We start from the raw sequence: 18292 nt of genomic DNA on the forward strand, positions 1-18292 counted from the left end.
ATTAGCGACGGCTGCTATGCGACGTTTTATAGCGGCCGACACTATCCAGAATTTCCTGCCGCGCATCTTCAAGGCCACCCCAACCTTCCACACAGACCCATTTGCCTTCTTCCAGATCTTTGTAGTGTTGGAAAAAATGGGTGATCTTGGCCAACTTGTCCGGTTGCAAATCCTTGTAATCGTTGACGTGATTGTAAAACGGCGTCAAGCGCGGCACAGGTACCGCCAACAGCTTGGGATCGGGGCCGGCTTCGTCTATCATTTTCAACACACCTACCGGCCGGCAATTGATCACGCAGCCACTCAGCAACGGTGCCGGCGTGATGATCATCACATCCACCGGATCGCCGTCCTCGGACAAAGTTTGCGGGATGTAGCCGTAATTGCAGGGATATTGCATGGCGGTGCCCATGAAGCGGTCCACCGTCAGAGCGCCGGTATGTTTATCCACCTCGTATTTGACCGGATCGCTGAATGCGGGAATCTCGACCACCACATTTATTTCAAACGGAATATTGCCACCCGCAGCAACTTGCATGAATGACATCGAATCCTCTTTGAGTACGCTGGAAACGCTGTCATTATAGCCGCCGTTATTGGGCTATCGGGATTAAATCAAGTGTTAGGCAGTCTGCAAAAAATGACCAGCGCATTGGCGGAGCCGGTGCAATACTCTTTGCCGGTCGGTGCACAGCAAATCGAATTGAACCCACTGCTGGGCAAAAAACTCACGCTACGTTACACCGGCCAAATCTTTTGCGTGCATTGCGCGAAAAAAACCAACAAAAGCTTTAATCAAGGCTATTGCTACCCGTGTTTCATCAAACTGGCGCAATGCGACATGTGCATCATGAAGCCGGAAACCTGCCACTACGCCGCCGGCACCTGCCGCGAACCGAGCTGGGGCGAGGAGTTTTGCTTTCAGCCGCATATCGTTTATCTGGCAAACTCATCAGGTGTCAAAGTGGGCATCACCCGCCAATCGCAAACCCCAACCCGCTGGATCGACCAAGGCGCAGTGCAGGCCTTACCCATTTTTAAGGTCCCGTCCCGTCATCTGTCGGGTTTGATCGAAGTCACCTTGGCGCAACACGTCAGCGACAAAACCAGCTGGCAGCAAATGTTGAAAAACAACACCGCACCTTTGGACTTAACGACCATTCGCGATGGCTTGCTCACCGAATGTGCCGAGCAGTTGCAAACCATCGCCGCGCAATTTCCCGACAGTCCGCTACAGTTGCTCAGCGATGCCGAACCACTCACCCTGGACTATCCGGTACTGCAATACCCCAGCAAGGTGAAATCGTTTAATTTCGATAAAGAGCCATTAGTGTCCGGCATTTTAGAAGGTATCAAAGGCCAGTATTTGATCTTCGACAACGGCGTGATCAACATCCGCAAATACTCGGGGTACGAAGTGGAGGTGGTGGTTTGATCGGAATAGTCCGGCTGCTGCTAATCTCGCACATTCTTCTGATGCCACGATAATGCAAGGATGGGTTTCGGCTATCGCCTCTACCCATCCTACGGCCCTTTACGGTCCTTATTTTTTGCGCTATCAGTTAATTTGGTGTCACACCATTGATTAGGATCGTACCTATCCGAAACATCTATACCCTTTTCTTGCGCCTGCTGTATCAGCCAATCTAAATTCGACCGTTCAGTCAAAGTTGCGCCAGTATCAGCCTGTTCCGCCAACGAAAACCAGCATTTAGCTTTTCCTATATTCAGTGGATATCCTCGACTACCGTGAGCATATGAATTCATCAAATAAATCTGGGCTTCTTGGACCCCTTTTTTTGCGGCTAACAACATAAATTCGGCTCCTTTATGCTCATCTAAAACTGTTTTCTGGCCGGGAAAGTCAGGCGGCATCAATAAACCACCCATCTTGTATACACAAAACGGTTGCCCATTCTCGGCGGCACGAACAACATAAATTTCGTAATCCGTCATGCTTAGCTGCCAGCGACGAATCACCAAGGCCGCGAGACATTGTGCAGACGAGTCACCTCGGTCTGCTAAATCCCGCAAATGCCGGTAAGCGCCCCACTCCCACGGCGTTAACCAGTGACGCCCGGACATACCGTACTTCACGTCCAACAATTGATAGGCTAAGTCGGCAACTTCAAAGCCTTGTTTAGCCATATTCAGAATCAGCTCCTGCCGCCTTTCGTTCGTATAATGCGGCGGCCAGGAACCTTTCACCGAAAGTTCGTTGAATAACTTCACATCCATACTTTGCTGCTCTGCATCCGCCAGTGGCGGATAATTTCGTGGTGGTTTATAAGGCGGTGCGAAATAGAACCAAGCGACTGCGATCAAGGCGACGGAGCCAAAGGCTAAAAGTAATTTTTTGCTGTTCATGTAACCATTAACCAGTTGACTATTTGCGACCGTACAGTCTCTGTTCGGGAGAATGTCTAAAAAACCCGCATTGCCAGGAAAATCGCTTGATCGTTAAGACTTGGCGCTCAATGCATCAGACCAATGGCACATCGCTCAAAAGCCTCTGCTCAATCACCTGCACCCGCTGCGTGATCCCGCACAGCAAGGTGTAGGGGATGGTTTCCGCGTAACGGGCTATTTCTTCCACCGGCAAGCCGTCGCCCCATAAGGTCACCGGATCGCCGGGTTGCGCATCCGGCAGTTGGTTGAGATCGACGGTGATCATGTCCATGGATACCCGGCCGATTAACGGAGCCCGTTGGCCGTTTACCAATACCGGCGCGCCGCTCTTGGTGTGGCGGTGGTAGCCGTCGCCGTAACCGATGGAAATCACGCCCAGCCGAGTTGCGGTTTTGCATTGCCAGGTACCGCTGTAACCGACCGTTTCGCCTGCGGAGACATCCTTGACCGCGATCAGCCGTGAATGCAAACTCATCACCGGCTTTAAACCAAAATCCGCACCGGTTTTACCGGCAAACGGCGAGCAGCCATAGAGCATCAATCCCGGTCTCACCCAATCGCTACTGCGGTCCTGAGCGGTGCCGAAACGGACATTCGGCCAGCCGATAATCCCTGCGGAATTGGCGATGCTGCACGCGCCGGGATAGTCTTTGACCGCGTCGTTGAACAAATCGATTTGCCGGCGGGTTTTATCGTCCAGCAAATCGTCGGCATTGGCAAAATGGGTGATCAGATTGATCGGTTGCTCGACCCGCGCGCAGCCCAACAGTTGCTGGTAAGCATCATTGAAATCGGCGCCTTTAAAGCCCAAGCGATTCATGCCGGTGTCCATTTTCAGCCAGACAGCAAGTTTGCCTTCGGCGTCGGCTTGCTGCTGCAGAATGGCAATTTGCTGCGGGGTATGGATCACCGCCGCCAATTGATACTTCAACAACTGCAACAACTCATCGACGCAGACAAAGCCCTGCAATACGGTGATGGCTTGTTTAAATCCAGCTTGCCGCAGCCTGACGCCCTCGTCCACCCGCGCGACCGCAAAACCATTCGCCGCTTCCAAAGCGGTGGCTACCCGCGTCATGCCGTGGCCGTAGCCGTTGGCTTTGATCACCGCCATGATTTTTTTGTCCGGCGCGTAACGCTTCACTTGGGCCAAGTTGTGCCGCACGGCTTCCAAATCCAGATGCACAAAAGCCGCAGGCGTCATTCGTAATCCTCGGGGCCGTTATAAACGCCGGCAAAGTTTTCGAAACGGGTGTATTGGCCCAGGAAAGTCAACCGCACCGTCCCCAAAGGTCCGTTCCGCTGCTTGCCGATAATCACTTCGGCGATGCCTTTGTCCGGGCTGTCTTCGTGGTAGACCTCATCGCGATAAACGAAGATGATCAAGTCGGCATCCTGCTCAATCGCCCCGGACTCGCGCAAGTCCGACATCACCGGCCGCTTGTTGGGGCGCTGCTCCAGATTCCGATTCAACTGCGACAGCGCGATCACCGGTACATTGAGCTCCTTGGCCAGCGCCTTCAAGCCCCTGGAAATATCGGAAATCTGCTGCACCCGGTTATCGCCGCTTGCAGGCGATTGCATCAACTGCAAATAGTCCAACACGATCAGGCCCAACTGACCGTGTTCGCGGGTCAAACGCCGGGCGCGCGAGCGGACTTCAGTCGGCGTCAAGGCCGGCGTGTCGTCGATGAACATCTTGGTTTCCGCGAGCAGATTGATCGCCGAAGTCAAACGCGGCCAATCGTCGTCGTCCAATTTGCCGGTACGGACTTTATGCTGGTCAATGCGGCCCAGCGACGACATCATCCGCATCGCCAAGGATTCGCCCGGCATCTCCATACTGAACACCGCAACCGGCATGCCGCTTTTCAGCGCCACGTTTTCAGCCATATTCATCGCAATCGTGGTTTTACCCATCGATGGCCGGCCAGCCACGATAATCAAATCGGCGGGCTGCAAACCGGAGGTTTTTTCGTCCAGATCGGTGAAGCCGGTGCTGGCGCCGGTGATGTCGCCATCGAGTTCGTAGAGAGTTTCGATTTTATCCACGGCCTTGGCCAGCAAGGATTTGATCGAGCTAAACCCGCCCTGCCCACGTTGGCGCTGCTCGGCGATTTCGAAGACCTTGCGTTCGGCATTTTCGAGCAAATCGGCAGTTTCCCGGCCCTCAGTGGTAAATGCCGAATCGGAAATCTCGGTACCGACATGAATCAATTGCCGCAAAACCGAACGATCCCGGACGATGTTGGCGTAGGCGACAATATTCGCGGCGCTGGGCGTATCGCGCGCCAGCGTACTTAAATAAGCCAAACCGCCCACATCCTGCAATTCGCCGGTCGTTTCCAGCACCTCGGACAAAGTCACCACGTCGAACGGGTCCTGCTTTTCGGCCAATTGGGCGATGGCACGGAAAATCAATCGATGGTCGCGGCGATAAAAGTCGGTCTCGACCACCTTGTCTGCCACCGAATCCCAGGTTTGGTTATCCAGCATTAAACCGCCCAGCACCGACTGCTCGGCTTGAATGGAATGCGGCGGTACTTTTAGGGATTCGACGGCTTGATCGGGGGTGAAATAGTAGTCTTCGGACATGGCGGAGAAGGGTTGTCAGCAATAGCCGCGGATTATACCCGGCTATGCCCATAGCGGCAGCGCCGAGCGCTCTGCCGAATGCCGGTAAATCAAACAAATCAACCCTAAATGTCATCAAGCCACAGAATTAACTCACTAGTTATCGATTGCCTAATTACCTTATATTTCGTACCATAAATTTTGGCACCTATCCTGGCTTATATCGGCTTGTTGCCGGCCATGGCGCTTCGCTCCATCCTCTTTTCTTACAATAATTCTAACTATTCGCCTGCCCTACCCAGCTAACCGACACCATAAACGGGTTGCGGCATATTGTATTTCTTGACTCCCTAAAGGAGGATTCTATGAACGGAATTAAACGCAAAACCCTATCTGCCATCGCATGCCTGTTGGCTTTGCTCGGCTTGTTCAGCCCTGCAGCCCAAGCTGAAACCGGGAATGTGGTGTTATGGAACAAATTGGGCAGTGATGCTGAGATTGCGAATAGCGAAGTGGGGCCTGGAGGCCAAAAAACAGCTGGGCATTTCGCGCCAGGCCCTTTTGCTAATTTTGGTCAGTCTTTTGTGAATGACGTTGGGAACTCAAACGTGTTTGCCTTAACTTTTCCTGCCACATCCGTTGTGTCAAAAAGTAAGGGAACAATAGAAGTCTGGGCAAAACTCAGTAATTTCCCAAGTAATTTTTTTGATGCAGTGACTATGATTTTCTACGTGCCACCACCTAATTTTCCGATATTTCACTGGAGAATTGGTTTTGGGTCTAATAACGGTTGCGGCGGCTGGTTTTTACGGGACAGTGGGGGTTGCGACGAGTTATAACTAAATCTGGTGTACGGCCCGACTTGATGAAAGGTGGCGCCCTCTGCTGAAATGAGATTGACGAGATCGAATAACAGCAAAATGAGAGACGCCATGAACAAAGATAATGCAAAAGACTGGAATAATGCCAGTGGGATTAACGATCCTTTGACGGATTTGTTGACGACGGGTGCTAGAGCCTTGATCCAACAAGCCGTTGAGGCGGAGCTACAGGCTTTTCTGGGCGAATACGCCAAGGTTACCGATTTACGGGGCCGGCAAACCGTGGTGCGTAATGGCTATTTGCCTGAGCGGGAGATCGTGACGGGCGTGGGTAACGTGACGGTCAAAATCCCCAAGGTTCGAGACCGTTCCGGCGGCAGGATCAAGTTCAACTCGTCGCTGGTGCCGCCGTATGTTCGCAAGACAAAACGGGTGGAAGCGGCCTTACCCTGGCTGTATTTGCGCGGCATTTCCACCGGCGACATGCAGTCGGCCTTATCGGTGTTGCTGGGTGACGATGCCAAAGGCTTGTCACCTGCCGTGGTTAGCCGCCTGAAAGCCCAATGGGCCGAGGATTATCTGGCCTGGAATCGGCGAGATTTATCGAAGGAGCGCACTGTGTATGTCTGGGCCGACGGCATCTATTCGACCCTGCGTGGCGAGGATGATCGGCTGTGCCTATTGGTCATCATCGGAGTCAACGAACAGGGTGAAAAGCGCTTGCTGGCCTTATCGGACGGTTATCGGGAATCGAAAGCCTCGTGGCTGAGTGTTTTGCAGGATTTACAAACGCGAGGTCTACAGGACGTGCCGAAACTGGCTACCGGCGACGGCGCTTTGGGTTTCTGGGCAGCCATCAACGAAGCTTGGCCCACCACACAACACCAGCGCTGCTGGGTGCATAAGACGGCGAATGTGCTGGCGACGCTACCCGATTCAATCCAAGGCAAGGCCAAGGCGGGGCTGAAAGAAATCTGGATGGCGGAAACCAAAGCCCTGGCCAATCAAGCCTTCGACACGTTCTTGCGTGACTTTGAAGCCAAGTACCCCAAGGCGGTGGGCGTGTTGGAAAAAGACCGTGAATCGCTATTGGCCTTTTACGACTTTCCCGCCGAGCACTGGATACACATTCGGACGACAAATCCGATCGAATCCAGCTTTGCGACGATTCGCCATCGGACCACCCGCACCAAGAACTGCGTGTCCCGCAATACCTTGTTGGGGTTAGTGTTCCAATTGACGTTAACCGCCGAGAAGAGTTGGCGCAAAATACGCGGATTTAAACGATTGCCGGATGTGATTAAGGGCATCCGTTTTCAGGACGGCATGGCTGTCATCATGGAACCGGAGAAAACAGAAGAAACACAGCAGATGGCCGCCTGATTCAAATCAGCCATACACCAGATTTGACTATTTCTCGGTTGCGACTGACGGCTATTGTAATGGGTTAGTGGACACTGCAACCCAATCCGGAACATTAGATAGCATTCTTGGTGACCGTTCAGCCTGGCACCATTATGCGATGGTATGGAATGAAACAGGTATTGCGCAATTTGGTGGACGTAAGCTTTATCTTTATCTTGATGGAAACCTTGTTACAACACAGCGCTACCATGATGCCTCACCATGGGGTGCCATACCTGATGGCTCACGCCTTGCTCTCGCCTACTTTTACAATATCTCAGGCGCTAGTGTTGCAATTGACAATTTAATTGTCTGGGACGATGTTAAAACTGATTTTTCTGACCGGTTTATAGAAAACCCAGTGGGTTGTGGAGTAGCTGAACTTCCTGAGTTGTTTGCATCTATAACCGCTAAATCGGGTACTCAAACTGAACGCCGATGGACTATCACCCTGTCAAACAAGAGCGGATGTATCGCCTAGAATACCCAGATTGATGACTTAACCCTTACACAAACCTCTGGAGCCGCTTGTACCCCGGTTATTACAAGCCCCTTATCTTTTCCATTAGGCGTCGGCAACATCCAGGCAGGAGCTAAAGTAAGCGGCACCACCACAATCAATTTTAGCGGCTGCCCGAATAGCGCCAGATTTAAAGCTGTCATCCCGTTTAGCAGCAATAACGGCGAAGTAACCGGATCGAAAACCTTAACCAATCAATTCCGCTAGACCTTAATAAGGAGATATTCTCATGATCAAACAACTTATCCTGTTAGCCAGTTTGCTGCTTATTCTTCCCAGCACCCAAGCAGCAACCTCGCTACAATTAGCAGGCTGGTGAAAAACTCGAAAAGCCAAGTAAGCTAAGGCATAGATGAGGGGCCAACTGTTAAAATAGGCTACCTAAATTTGGAGCCTTTCAATGCGCGGACACGATGCCATTCAAAACAGCTGGTTCAGCTATGTTAGCCTGGAAGACCGTATTCCCAAACAGCATCCGTTGCGTCGTTTACGGCTACTGGTTGATGGCGTATTGGCCTCTATGGATGCCGTCTTTGCCGAGCGTTACTCGCACACAGGCCGTCCCTCGATTGCCCCTGAAAAACTGCTGCGCGCCTTGCTGTTACAAGTCCTGTATACGGTCCGTAGCGAGCGTCAGTTGATGGAACAACTGGACTACAACCTGTTGTTTCGCTGGTTTGTCGGTCTGGGCATCGACGACGCCGTGTGGGAACGCACAGTGTTCAGTGCCAACCGCGAACGTCTGTTGTCTGAAGCCCTGAGTCGCGAATTTTTTGAGCGGGTACTGGCCATAGCCGAATGGCAAAATCTGGTGTCCGACGAACACTTCAGCGTCGACGGTAGCCTCATTGAAGCCTGGGCCTCGCACAAAAGCTTCGTCAAAAAAGATGGTAGTGGTCCCGATAAACCCGCCGGCCGCAATCCCGAGATCGACTTCAGTGGCGAAAAGCGCAGCAACGCCACCCATCAAAGTACAACCGATCCCGAAGCCCGGCTTTACAAGAAAGGCGAATACACCGAGGCCAAACTGCGTTACATCACCCATGCCTTGTCCGAGAATCGCAACGGCCTGATTGTCGATGTCGAAACCACACAAGCCACCGGCACCGCCGAAATCGAAGCCGCGCAAAAAATGATCAAACGCCGCGTGCCCCAAGGCGGCAGCGTCGGTGCCGACAAAGGTATGACCAAGCGGCGTTCGTCAACGGACTCGAGTCCCGTGACATCAAAGCCCATGTGGCCCGCAAAAAGACCGGCAGTGCCGTCGATGGCCGGACCGCGCGCGGCAAAGGTTACGCCCAAAGTCTCAAGCGCCGCAAAATCGTCGAAGAAGCCTTTGGCTGGGTCAAAACGGTCGGCGGCCTGCGCAAAACCCGTCACATCGGCTTAGCCAAAGTCGCGGGTCAGGCCTTGTTTTGCTTTGCCGCCTACAACCTGACGCGCATGCTCAACCTATTGGTGTTCACGCCGAAACCGGCGTGGAGTGCACCCGCCTAGGGTGAAGTTCGCCTGAAAACCGTCCACAGACGGCTTCAGGCGAATAAAAAGCCCTTGAAACCGGGGCAAAACGCTTGAAACTCGATGTCATGACCGATTTCAACTCGAAAAAATCACGAACATCGTGCGTAAGGGGAAATATCGGCGGGTTTTTCACCAGCCTGTTAGAGCCGACAAACGGCTTAATCGAAGGTGATGCAGGCGATACCGTGGGCTGGGGCTTCCTGCTCACCAACACGCAAAACTACCTCGTGGTGACCGGTGCGGAATTTCAGTCCTCTACCTCCCCAGATATATTCACGGACTTCATCAGCGCACCCGACAATTTCTTCGTTGTAGGCCCGGGCTTTGGCGCCAGCACCGTCTGGGGGCAAACGTTCGATGCCCAGCCAAACCGGCGTCGGTAGTTTTAGAATTGCCAACAACGCCGCGCAAGGCACCGTCTTCGGCCAAATTGTACTGACTTACGATTTATTCACCCGCAGCCCGTTTAATCCCTTGTTCGATCCGGACACTGACACGCTATCCAACGGCAATGTATTAACGGCAAATGCCTCGATCAAGATCACGACCGTGCCGTTACCTGCAGCCGCATGGCTGTTTGGCGCGGCACTGGCCGGATTGGGATTTATCGGACAATGCCGCATCTGAGAGAACTCAAAATAAACACCGCCTGCAAAATTGAGGCGGTGTTTTCGCAAAATATTCTCGGCCGCCTCTTTAAGCAAATGAGCGGGCAATTCGCGCTTTGTGATACCGCTTTCAGATCTGTGAGTTGTTCTTATTGCCCAACAGTCGACTCGGATGGGAGGTAATCCATACCGCACCTGAGCGATCCCGCTATCCAAGCACTCCGCCCAAACCGTCCGCCATGACAAAATTGTCATGGCACGAACGGACAATTAAACGACGTTACATACCCGGATAAACTGCTCACCAGATGATTTGCCGCACACATCCTGTTCTGCGTCCAATCACCTCCGATAAATTTCCATTCATTACTTCTGGGTACTTGCTATGAAAACGCTGTTTACTGCTTCCATCCTATTATCTTCGGCCCTATTCACTTCCTCCGCCTTTGCGTCGAATGGGTTTGAACACGAACATGAACACGACAATCAGTCAGAACACGGTAGCTGCGGCAACCAGGCATCTTGCGATTTGGAAAAACTGAGCCTGACGTTATCAGGCGGCAGCAACGGCACGCTAATTTCGAAAGCCGACAACATTAGCAGCAACGATAGCTACACCCTTAACTTCAACTATCAGCTGGACACCACCTTTATCAACAGCGCTCTGCTGAAAATATGGTTGCGTGACGACTCAACATCGGCCGACGACTCCATCATCTTAAATGGCCTGTTAAAAGACAAAAACGAATACGCTCGTATAACATCGATTAACGGCTCCAACGTTTCCACGAGCTGGACCGAAGTCGATGGCTACAAACAATATATCAGCTTGGATGTTAGCGATTTTCTTTCCAAAACCGGCTTCGCTTCATTGACGGCCGTATTGGGCGTGAAGGATTATGGTAGCAAAGATTATTTTTTCAAAGCGGCAGAGCTCTATGTTGAATATTGCCTGGACAACAATGGCGGAAGCGGTCCCATTACCGCGGTCCCGGTGCCGGCAGCAGCTTGGCTGATGGGTTCCGGCTTACTCGGTTTGATAGGTTTTAATACCAGAAAACAACGCCAAGCGTAATCAGCCATTTAGCTCGCTGTCGCTAAAAGCCGGAGGCCTAAAGATGCCTCCGGCTTTTGTGTTTTCGGCTTCGAGCGAATATTTTAAAAGGCCCAGGCCTGGATGTCGCGGACAAGCATAGCCCTTTGGCCGCCGGTTTAATCCATCGAGTAATTGCCTTGCGCCAATTCGTAATAAAAGTCCGCATTCTCGATCAACTTGGCAACCACCTCGCCATCCAAAACCCCTTCCGCCACGCGCTGCCTGAGGTGCTGGATAATGTCAGCCAGTAACATGCCCTCGCGATATGGGCGGGACTGGGCCAAAGCCTGAAAAATATCGGCCACACTGATAACCCTGCACTCCAACTCCAAAGACTTGCCGATGGTCTTGAACGGATATCCTTCGCCACGCAGATTTTCATGGTGCAAACCCGCCCATTGCGGAATTTTGGAGTCGGTAAACACCCGTTGCAAAATTCGGTAAGTATCGTAACTGTGACGCTGCATGCAGGCCCGCTCTTCGGCAGTTAAGCTGCCTGGTTTGTCTATGATGTCCTCGGAAACCCGCAATTTGCCGATGTCGTGCAATAAACCGGCAATTTCCACCTGTTCCAGATCGCAGCCGGTCACACCCAAATCCAATGCCAATTGTCTGGAGATCTGCGCAACCCGTTCAGAATGCTGCTCGGTGTACGGGCTTTTCGCATCCACCACTCGCGAAAACAGCCGCGCCATTTCCCGCAGCGAAGGATAAGTCAAGTCTACCGTCGGCAAATCACGCCCCAATTCGCGTAAATCCTCATCCAGATAATCCGGGTCCATCGCCAGCCAAAACGCCTGACTTTTCGCCAGTTCCGAAAATGCAGCCAACAGCTCAGGCGCAAACAGCGATCCCGAATAACTCAGTAAGCGCTCCACTATTTTGGGCGCGGCCACCAAAATTTGCTCGCTGGCCAAATACGGGGCTTGCAACACGTCAATCCGATCAGCCAGAAACAACAGATTCGCACGCAGCTTTATCCGGGGCACCAGCGGCAATTCAACCAATTGCTCCCAGCGCGTGTGATGATAGCGGATCTCCTCCGCCAGATAGGCCAGCGGCGGGCAGGCTTGCAAGTATTCCGCACCGCGTAAACAATGCGCCTCCGCACCGTCCCACTCCAGCGATTCGGTCAAATGCCTATGCTCGCGAACCTTTGCCACCCCGCAATCGTGCAGCATACCGGCGTATAGAATGCTTAATCTATCAACAGCCGACCAATCGAGCTTGCCGGCAATGTGCCAAGCCATCATCGCGACCCGCTTACCGTGCTTGACTTCGTCGATACCGACTAAATCCAGCGCACAACTCAGGGAGATAATGGAGCGGTGCAAATCGATATGTTGGCTATCCATGAGGCTGAACTCCAGATTGAAGGTGTTAGTACGATGCTATCGCACTTTGAAAGGATCGGCAAAGTATCGGAAACATTCCCACTCACTCACCAAGACCACAAGCAGCAACTGCGCTCATTATTAAATGTCGCGCATGACAGCACCATGCCATCCTGCCAAATCTGTCGTAACATCTGCCCCGGCTGTCAGCAGCTCAGCTGAAAAAGCGCTACCAAATCACATTTAAATAATTGATTGGATTAATCTAAATTAAGTTGGCATCACTAATGCTTAGTTAGAGTGACGCACTATGCAACCCAATGGCTTGCACGCGAATCACTTATCTTTCAGCCACTGACAAAAAGGAATCGACATGAACGCTGTAATGCCGAAAATGCCCTTATCCGGATTAATCCTGATTTTAGCCTTCTTCACTCAAGCCGCCGAGTCGGCAACAGTGATCGATAATTTTGCCACCCGTCAGTCCACTACAAACACCGTCAATGGCCCAGTTAATGTATCCGGATCTGATCTAAGCAATTTGCAACGAACCTTAAATTCCAGCCCTACCCCTAGCGGTACCACCAGAATTTTTGTAGAAGACGGCTTGTTAACGGTCGGTAACAGCAGCAATTCAACCGGCACCGCTAGTATCTTTTACAACTTCGCTGCGGTCGATTTCACTACTTTCGCTAACGCGATATTGCTGACGACAGAATCTAGCGACGCCAGTTACCAAATTCAAATGATCGCCAACGGTACTTCGCTGCTAAGTTTTCAGAACTTGACCAGCGTTGCAATCGGTTCACCCAGCACTATTAGATTTGATTTTTCACAATTTTCGAATCCTGCGGCTTTCAAGAATCTAAACAGTCTGGAGCTGAAATTGCGCGGCACCCATGCCGCGTGGGACGCTGACTTCAGCCAATTATCAACGGTCCCGGAACCTTCCGTCACGGCGTTATTGATCATAGGCGCGTTGGGCATTGTCGGCGGCAAACGCCAAAAACTAGTAGCGGTTTAACGCCTACCGTCAAAATTTTCTGATTTCCAAACTTCAATTCTGCTCACGGATAACTCACATGAATGCTAAACATTTTCACAAAAACCTCGCACCTTTGCTTCTAAGCTTGGGCTTAGCGCTATCCGGCCAAAGCCAAGCAGGCATATTGACGCTTGATAATTTCAGCCATGCTCAAACCGCATTCGACGACGGCAGTAGCGCAGGCTCTACCAGCGATACAGTGTCTGCTCTTACCGGCACGGACCTGAGTAATGCCTCGAGGACCTTTATCGCTCAAGCCTCGGGAACCGCCTCAGCCAACACCACGGAAATCGTTTCCGGCGGCAACCAGCTGATCATATCGAATGATGGCCGTTCGGCCGGTGGCGCTTCCATTCTGTGGAATTTCGATCCGCTCGATTTAACCGCTCACGGCAACGGCATCCTGCTGGAGGTGTTGGCAATCGATCTGGGTGTCAACGTGGAAATGGTAGCCAACGGCACCTCAAGTTCCGGTATCAAAACGTTTACCGGCAACAATAATTACTTGGTAAGTTTCAGCGACTTTACCAATCCTGCGGTATTTGCCAGCCTGCATACTTTTCGCTTGAACTTCACCGGCCCGACAAAATGGGATGGACAGTTCAGACTATTAACCACCACAACCCCAGTTCCTGTGCCGGCAGCCTTTGGCTTAATGGGTTCGGCATTATTGGGCTTCATCGCCGTATCCCGCAAAAAACGGCTTTCCTGATTCTCAAAAAACCGACAACGCTCACCTCCGCCACTAGCGCGGAGGCGATCCTTTAAGCACCATTCCGTTCGAAAGTCACCCACAGCTTAGCCTTCTTTCTATCCGCATAGCCAGGAAAGCAGCGTATCAACATGGACCAATCCTGACCGACAAGGCACAATAGCCCGCTATTTCACCCCTTCTCGCCGCTCATGCTCGCACTTTTGGTCCGCTTTTCCATTCGTTATTCCGGCATCGTCGTCGCCCTGGCGCTATTGCTGTTCGTTTACGGCGGTTACCGTCTGGCTAACGCCGGTCTGGATATTTTTCCGGAATTTTCGCCCAAACAAGTCATCATCCAGACCGAAGCCCCCGGCCTGGCTGCCGAGCAAGTGGAAGTGCTGGTGACTCAGCAAATCGAAAAAAGCGTTGGCGGCTTAATTGGGTTGCAAACCTTGCGCTCGCAATCGATTCAAGGTCTCTCCATCGTCACCGCCACCTTTAACGAAACTAGCGACGTATACCGCAACCGGCAATTGATCAGCGAACGACTGGACGGTCTTAGTCAGCAACTGCCGCCTGGCGTGGGAATGCCGATTGCCGTGCCCTTGTCTTCTTCGTCGGCAACAGTATTGACGATAGGCATCAGTTCGGACAGCAAGACCTTGATGGAACTGCGCGGCTTGGTGGATTGGAGCTTGGTGCCACGCCTACTGGCGGTACCTGGCGTGGCCGATGTGAATGTATTCGGCGGCGACATTCAACAACTGCAAGTGCAATTACAACCGGCGGCCCTGCAACGTTTTAATCTATCGATAGACGACATTGTCAACGCGGCGGCCGGCGCGGCGGAAATGAACGGCGCCGGCTTTATCGAAAACGCCAACCAGCGCTTTACGCTGCAAATCAGCGGCCAGCCGGTCAATCCCGAGCAATTCAAGCAACTGATCGTTAAACGCCAGGACGGCATGAACGTGACCTTGGGCGATGTCGCGCGGATCGGTTATGGCGCCGAGCCCCCAATCGGCGCGGCGCAAATCATGGGTAAACCCGGCATTGTGATGATGGTGATCGGCCAGTACGGCGCCAATACCTTGTCAGTGTCGCGGCAGGTCGAGGCCGTGTTGGAAGAGTTTCAACCCATCTTCAAGCAGCAGGCCGTGGATTTTTATTCACATTTATTCCGGCCGGCCGATTACATCGAAACCTCGGTGCATAATCTGTCTGGACATTTACTGATCGGCGGTCTGTTCGTACTGGTAGTGTTATATGTGTTCTTGTTCAATCTGCGCAGCGCCTTCATTGCCGCTACCGCCATTCCGTTGTCGCTGCTGACCGCCGCGCTAGTACTGCTGGAATCTGGCGTCAACTTAAATATCATGGTGTTGGGTGGCTTGGCGATTGCGCTGGGTGAGGTGGTGGACGACGCTATCATTGACACCGAAAACATCTTTAGGCGCCTGCGCGAAAACCGTTTAAAAATCTTCCCGGATAGCGCTGAAACCGTGATTTATCAGGCTTCACTGGAGGTCCGCAGTTCGGTGGTTTATGCCAGCTTCATCGTGGCTTTGGTATTTGTGCCGCTGCTGACACTGGACGGCGTCAGCGGCCGCTTGTTCGCGCCGCTGGGCGTATCCTATATTCTGGCGATTTTGATGTCGCTGTTGGTAGCACTAACGCTGACACCGGCTCTATGCCATTTACTATTTCGCAACAAACTACCGGACGACAGCGATCCACCCGTGTTGCGCCGGCTTAAACCACTGTATGCCCAGCAATTGCTCTGGGCTATCAGGCATTTCAAAACCGTGGCGATGATAGGCGCGCTTGCCTGCCTGATCGGCATAGCCGCCTTTCTACGACTGGATCATAAATTTCTACCGGAATTGCGCGAGGGCCATTTCATCGTCCACACCGCCAGCGTACCGGGTACTTCGTTGCAAGAATCCATCCGCGTCGGCAGCTTACTGACCGAACAAATCATGGCAATCGACGGTGTGGAATCGGTATCGCAATGGGCCGGTCGTGCCGAACGCGGCGCCGACACTTACGGCAGCCACTACAGCGAATACGAAGTACGGCTAAAACCATTGCCCGGCCAAGAACAACAGCAGGTGCTGAACCACTTGCGCGAGGTTTTGGAACAATTCCCCGGCATCAATTACGAAGCCAACACCTTTTTGACCGAACGGGTCGATGAAACTATTTCCGGCTACACCGCGCCGGTGGTGGTGAATATCTACGGCAACGATCTGCCCGAACTGGACCGTAAGGCCCAACAACTGGCGGCGTTGATCAATACTCTGCCCGGCGCGGAAGACGTGCAATTGCGCTCACCGCCGGCCACTGCCCTGCTGCAAGTGGAACTGAATCTGGAGCAATTAAAATTTCGCGGCATCAGCCCGGCGCAAGTGATGAGTGCCCTGCAAACCGCTTACGAGGGCCGCATCGTCGGTAAGCATCTGCAAGGCAACCGGATTTTCAATGTGGCGGTAGCATTGGCCCCGGAATGGCGCAGTCAGCCGGATTACCTGGCTCAGCTGCCCTTGAAAAACGCTGAAGGCCAGCGGGTTCTGCTCGGCGAGGTCGCCGAAATCCGCCACGGCGAAGGCCGCTATAACATCCTGCATCAAGGCGCGCAGCGCATCCAGACCGTTACTTGCAAGGTGGAAGATCGGGATATGGACGCCTTCATGAGCGAATTGAAACAGCGCGTGCAAAACGAGCTCAGCTGGCGCGACGGCAGCTACCCGGAGTTCATCGGTGCGGCGCTGGAACAGGCCAAAGCTCGCGAGACGCTGATTATCCATGCTGTGCTGGCCGGCGCCGGCGTGTTGATTTTCGTGTTCATCGCCTTGGGTAGCCTGCGGCACATGCTACTGACCTTGCTAAACCTGCCCTTTGCCCTATTGGGCGGCGTCGCCGCGGTAGTCATCACCGACGCCACGCTGTCGGTCGGTTCCTTCGTCGGCTTCATCACCTTGTTCGGCATCACCGTGCGGAACTGCATCATGCTGATCTCCCATTACCGGCATTTGATTGAACTGGAAGGCCAGATTTGGTCGACGGAGACCTTGATTCGCGGTGCCCAGGAACGCCTGCCGGCCATCCTGATGACCGCACTGGTCACCGCACTGGCCATGCTGCCGATTGCGATAGGCAGCGATAATCCGGGCCGGGAAATCATGGGGCCAATGGCAGCCATCATCATCGGCGGTTTGGCTTCGTCGACCATGCTGAATTTACTGCTGTTGCCGGCGATTTTGCAGCGTTATGGCCGGTTTGAGGTGGCGTTTGAGAAGCAGGTTTGACAAAAGCAGGCAGGGCAAGAGATTAGCCTCGCCCTGCCTGATCGAATACGGACCCGCCTCGCCTGCTTGAACAATGGTTAAACCTAAGTCCGCTAGCGGCGCTTGCTTGGTCTCAGAGCCAGCAATCCCAGCAAACCGCTGCCAAACAACCAGGCGGCAGCCGGTACCGGCACTTGGCCGACGTCGCTCGGCTTATCGGATGCCGCGATCACAAAGTTATCCAGCGCCGCATAGCCGCCTTGTAACTCATCGATTTGCAATATCACGTTGCCGTTGGTGTTCCCTGTCGCGTCAAGCGCTATGATGTGGTTAGTCCAATCGAAAGTATTCTTCAGCGCCGTTGCGGTTCCGGTTACATCCGCGAAACTTAACAATGTCCCTCCAGTTACTCCGTTACCGCCGCCGGGATTATCAAAAAGCGAGAAACGAAACACTGGCGCAACGCCTCCCGTGGCGACAAAAGGGCCACCCCATCTATCCAAATCTATCGAGGACACATCCATCTGAAAATTCAGATATTTGTACGTCCCAATATTAAACGATAGGCCTAGAAGATCGTTCTGGTTGCTCGAAAGCATACTGATCGCATAGTTTCCCGCCCGCGCTTGCGGATCGAGAAACCCGGTTCCCCAAGCCTGTGTGCCGCCAATTTTCAATGTTTCCACGGTAAAGGTTTGAGCGAACTGGAAACCGGCCGGCTGCCCGCCATAAAGGGCGTTGATCGGATTAAAAATATTGACATCACCGCTATCATTAACAAATGCGCCGGCATTGGGATTTTCGAAGTCTTGGGTATAAAGCGTGGTCGCGGCATAACCGTCGGAATATGGGATACACGCGAAAAACAGGCCTGATATTAATAGTTTTTTCATTGGTCCTCTTGCTTTCATAATCGCCTCGCTGAGTAAGGTTTTGTCATAACGTTCTCCAAAGTGACGAGTATTGCTGCCATGTTGCA

At 52.7% G+C, this 18292-nt stretch carries 16 protein-coding genes and 2 pseudogenes; 12 read left to right on the top strand and 6 right to left on the bottom strand.

Going from position 1 to position 18292, the window contains the following annotated elements:
• Position 1 precedes the first annotated feature (1 nt).
• Positions 2–547: an inorganic diphosphatase gene (gene ppa, locus ACMXD4_RS19530; protein ID WP_033159137.1), complete on the bottom strand. Its 546-nt coding sequence runs from the start codon at positions 545–547 to the stop codon at positions 2–4.
• A 72-nt stretch (positions 548–619) separates the two neighbouring features.
• On the opposite strand from ppa, the gene ACMXD4_RS19535 reads away from it, so the two are divergent.
• Positions 620–1435 (top strand): DUF2797 domain-containing protein, encoded by an 816-nt coding sequence (locus ACMXD4_RS19535; RefSeq protein WP_415879130.1) that lies wholly within the window; start codon positions 620–622, stop codon positions 1433–1435.
• Between the two features lie 89 nt (positions 1436–1524).
• Here the strand turns inward: ACMXD4_RS19535 and ACMXD4_RS19540 are convergent, their stop codons facing one another.
• From ACMXD4_RS19540 to dnaB, 3 genes are all read right to left on the bottom strand, one after another.
• Positions 1525–2367 carry a hypothetical protein gene (locus ACMXD4_RS19540; RefSeq protein ID WP_033159135.1) on the bottom strand — a complete coding sequence of 281 codons (843 nt, stop codon included), beginning with the start codon at positions 2365–2367 and terminating at the stop codon, positions 1525–1527.
• 115 nt (positions 2368–2482) lie between these two features.
• Positions 2483–3613 carry an alanine racemase gene (gene alr / locus ACMXD4_RS19545; RefSeq protein ID WP_415879131.1) on the bottom strand — a complete coding sequence of 377 codons (1131 nt, stop codon included), beginning with the start codon at positions 3611–3613 and terminating at the stop codon, positions 2483–2485.
• The gene (gene dnaB, locus ACMXD4_RS19550; protein ID WP_033159133.1) at positions 3610–5004 is read right to left on the bottom strand and encodes a replicative DNA helicase; all 1395 of its coding nucleotides are present in this window, start codon (positions 5002–5004) and stop codon (positions 3610–3612) included. Before dnaB ends, alr begins: the two co-directional genes overlap by 4 nt.
• 344 nt (positions 5005–5348) lie before the next feature.
• On the opposite strand from dnaB, the gene ACMXD4_RS19555 reads away from it, so the two are divergent.
• The 8 genes and pseudogenes from ACMXD4_RS19555 to ACMXD4_RS19590 all read left to right on the top strand — a co-directional run bounded on the left by ACMXD4_RS19555 (position 5349) and on the right by ACMXD4_RS19590 (position 10932).
• Positions 5349–5822: a hypothetical protein gene (locus ACMXD4_RS19555; RefSeq protein ID WP_415879132.1), complete on the top strand. Its 474-nt coding sequence runs from the start codon at positions 5349–5351 to the stop codon at positions 5820–5822.
• A gap of 93 nt (positions 5823–5915) precedes the next feature.
• The gene (locus ACMXD4_RS19560; protein WP_415879133.1) at positions 5916–7187 is read left to right on the top strand and encodes an IS256 family transposase; all 1272 of its coding nucleotides are present in this window, start codon (positions 5916–5918) and stop codon (positions 7185–7187) included.
• Positions 7188–7254: 67 nt separating this feature from the next.
• Positions 7255–7689 (top strand): hypothetical protein, encoded by a 435-nt coding sequence (locus ACMXD4_RS19565; RefSeq protein ID WP_415879134.1) that lies wholly within the window; start codon positions 7255–7257, stop codon positions 7687–7689.
• Between the two features lie 439 nt (positions 7690–8128).
• Positions 8129–8863: pseudogene (locus ACMXD4_RS19570) on the top strand (IS5 family transposase); the annotation flags it as partial.
• Positions 8848–9225 (top strand): annotated as a pseudogene (locus tag ACMXD4_RS19575) (transposase); the annotation flags it as partial. The pseudogenes ACMXD4_RS19570 and ACMXD4_RS19575, both read left to right, overlap by 16 nt.
• 74 nt (positions 9226–9299) lie before the next feature.
• A complete protein-coding gene (locus ACMXD4_RS19580; RefSeq protein WP_415879135.1) occupies positions 9300–9632 on the top strand; it encodes a hypothetical protein in 333 nt (110 codons plus the stop codon).
• Complete coding sequence (locus tag ACMXD4_RS19585) at positions 9607–9876, top strand: VPLPA-CTERM sorting domain-containing protein (RefSeq protein WP_415879136.1); 270 nt, start codon at positions 9607–9609, stop codon at positions 9874–9876. Before ACMXD4_RS19580 ends, ACMXD4_RS19585 begins: the two co-directional genes overlap by 26 nt.
• A 366-nt stretch (positions 9877–10242) precedes the next feature.
• Positions 10243–10932: a VPLPA-CTERM sorting domain-containing protein gene (locus ACMXD4_RS19590; protein WP_033159130.1), complete on the top strand. Its 690-nt coding sequence runs from the start codon at positions 10243–10245 to the stop codon at positions 10930–10932.
• A gap of 137 nt (positions 10933–11069) precedes the next feature.
• Here the strand turns inward: ACMXD4_RS19590 and ACMXD4_RS19595 are convergent, their stop codons facing one another.
• Positions 11070–12308 (bottom strand): HD-GYP domain-containing protein, encoded by a 1239-nt coding sequence (locus ACMXD4_RS19595; protein ID WP_033159129.1) that lies wholly within the window; start codon positions 12306–12308, stop codon positions 11070–11072.
• 352 nt (positions 12309–12660) lie between these two features.
• Between ACMXD4_RS19595 and ACMXD4_RS19600 the strand changes: the two genes are divergently transcribed.
• The 3 genes from ACMXD4_RS19600 (at position 12661) to ACMXD4_RS19610 (ending at position 17334) form a co-directional block, all read left to right on the top strand.
• Complete coding sequence (locus ACMXD4_RS19600; RefSeq protein ID WP_415879137.1) at positions 12661–13311, top strand: PEP-CTERM sorting domain-containing protein; 651 nt, start codon at positions 12661–12663, stop codon at positions 13309–13311.
• Between the two features lie 58 nt (positions 13312–13369).
• The gene (locus tag ACMXD4_RS19605) at positions 13370–14044 is read left to right on the top strand and encodes a hypothetical protein (RefSeq protein ID WP_415879138.1); all 675 of its coding nucleotides are present in this window, start codon (positions 13370–13372) and stop codon (positions 14042–14044) included.
• Between the two features lie 191 nt (positions 14045–14235).
• Positions 14236–17334 (top strand): efflux RND transporter permease subunit, encoded by a 3099-nt coding sequence (locus tag ACMXD4_RS19610; protein WP_415879139.1) that lies wholly within the window; start codon positions 14236–14238, stop codon positions 17332–17334.
• A gap of 92 nt (positions 17335–17426) precedes the next feature.
• On the opposite strand, the gene ACMXD4_RS19615 is transcribed toward ACMXD4_RS19610, so the two are convergent.
• Positions 17427–18206: a hypothetical protein gene (locus tag ACMXD4_RS19615; RefSeq protein WP_415879140.1), complete on the bottom strand. Its 780-nt coding sequence runs from the start codon at positions 18204–18206 to the stop codon at positions 17427–17429.
• Positions 18207–18292 lie beyond the last annotated feature (86 nt).

The organism is Methylomonas sp. TEB, assembly GCF_047777895.1.
Lineage (GTDB): Bacteria > Pseudomonadota > Gammaproteobacteria > Methylococcales > Methylomonadaceae > Methylomonas.

Coding starts and splice junctions, on each gene's coding strand:
- dnaB (WP_033159133.1), bottom strand. CDS start 5,004: ATGTCCGAAGACTACTATTTCACCCCCGATCAAGCCGTCGAATCCCTA.
- ACMXD4_RS19560 (WP_415879133.1), top strand. CDS start 5,916: ATGAACAAAGATAATGCAAAAGACTGGAATAATGCCAGTGGGATTAAC.
- ACMXD4_RS19605 (WP_415879138.1), top strand. CDS start 13,370: ATGAATGCTAAACATTTTCACAAAAACCTCGCACCTTTGCTTCTAAGC.
- ACMXD4_RS19600 (WP_415879137.1), top strand. CDS start 12,661: ATGAACGCTGTAATGCCGAAAATGCCCTTATCCGGATTAATCCTGATT.
- alr (WP_415879131.1), bottom strand. CDS start 3,613: ATGACGCCTGCGGCTTTTGTGCATCTGGATTTGGAAGCCGTGCGGCAC.
- ppa (WP_033159137.1), bottom strand. CDS start 547: ATGTCATTCATGCAAGTTGCTGCGGGTGGCAATATTCCGTTTGAAATA.
- ACMXD4_RS19615 (WP_415879140.1), bottom strand. CDS start 18,206: ATGAAAAAACTATTAATATCAGGCCTGTTTTTCGCGTGTATCCCATAT.
- ACMXD4_RS19595 (WP_033159129.1), bottom strand. CDS start 12,308: ATGGATAGCCAACATATCGATTTGCACCGCTCCATTATCTCCCTGAGT.
- ACMXD4_RS19555 (WP_415879132.1), top strand. CDS start 5,349: ATGAACGGAATTAAACGCAAAACCCTATCTGCCATCGCATGCCTGTTG.
- ACMXD4_RS19585 (WP_415879136.1), top strand. CDS start 9,607: ATGCCCAGCCAAACCGGCGTCGGTAGTTTTAGAATTGCCAACAACGCC.
- ACMXD4_RS19590 (WP_033159130.1), top strand. CDS start 10,243: ATGAAAACGCTGTTTACTGCTTCCATCCTATTATCTTCGGCCCTATTC.
- ACMXD4_RS19540 (WP_033159135.1), bottom strand. CDS start 2,367: ATGAACAGCAAAAAATTACTTTTAGCCTTTGGCTCCGTCGCCTTGATC.
- ACMXD4_RS19610 (WP_415879139.1), top strand. CDS start 14,236: ATGCTCGCACTTTTGGTCCGCTTTTCCATTCGTTATTCCGGCATCGTC.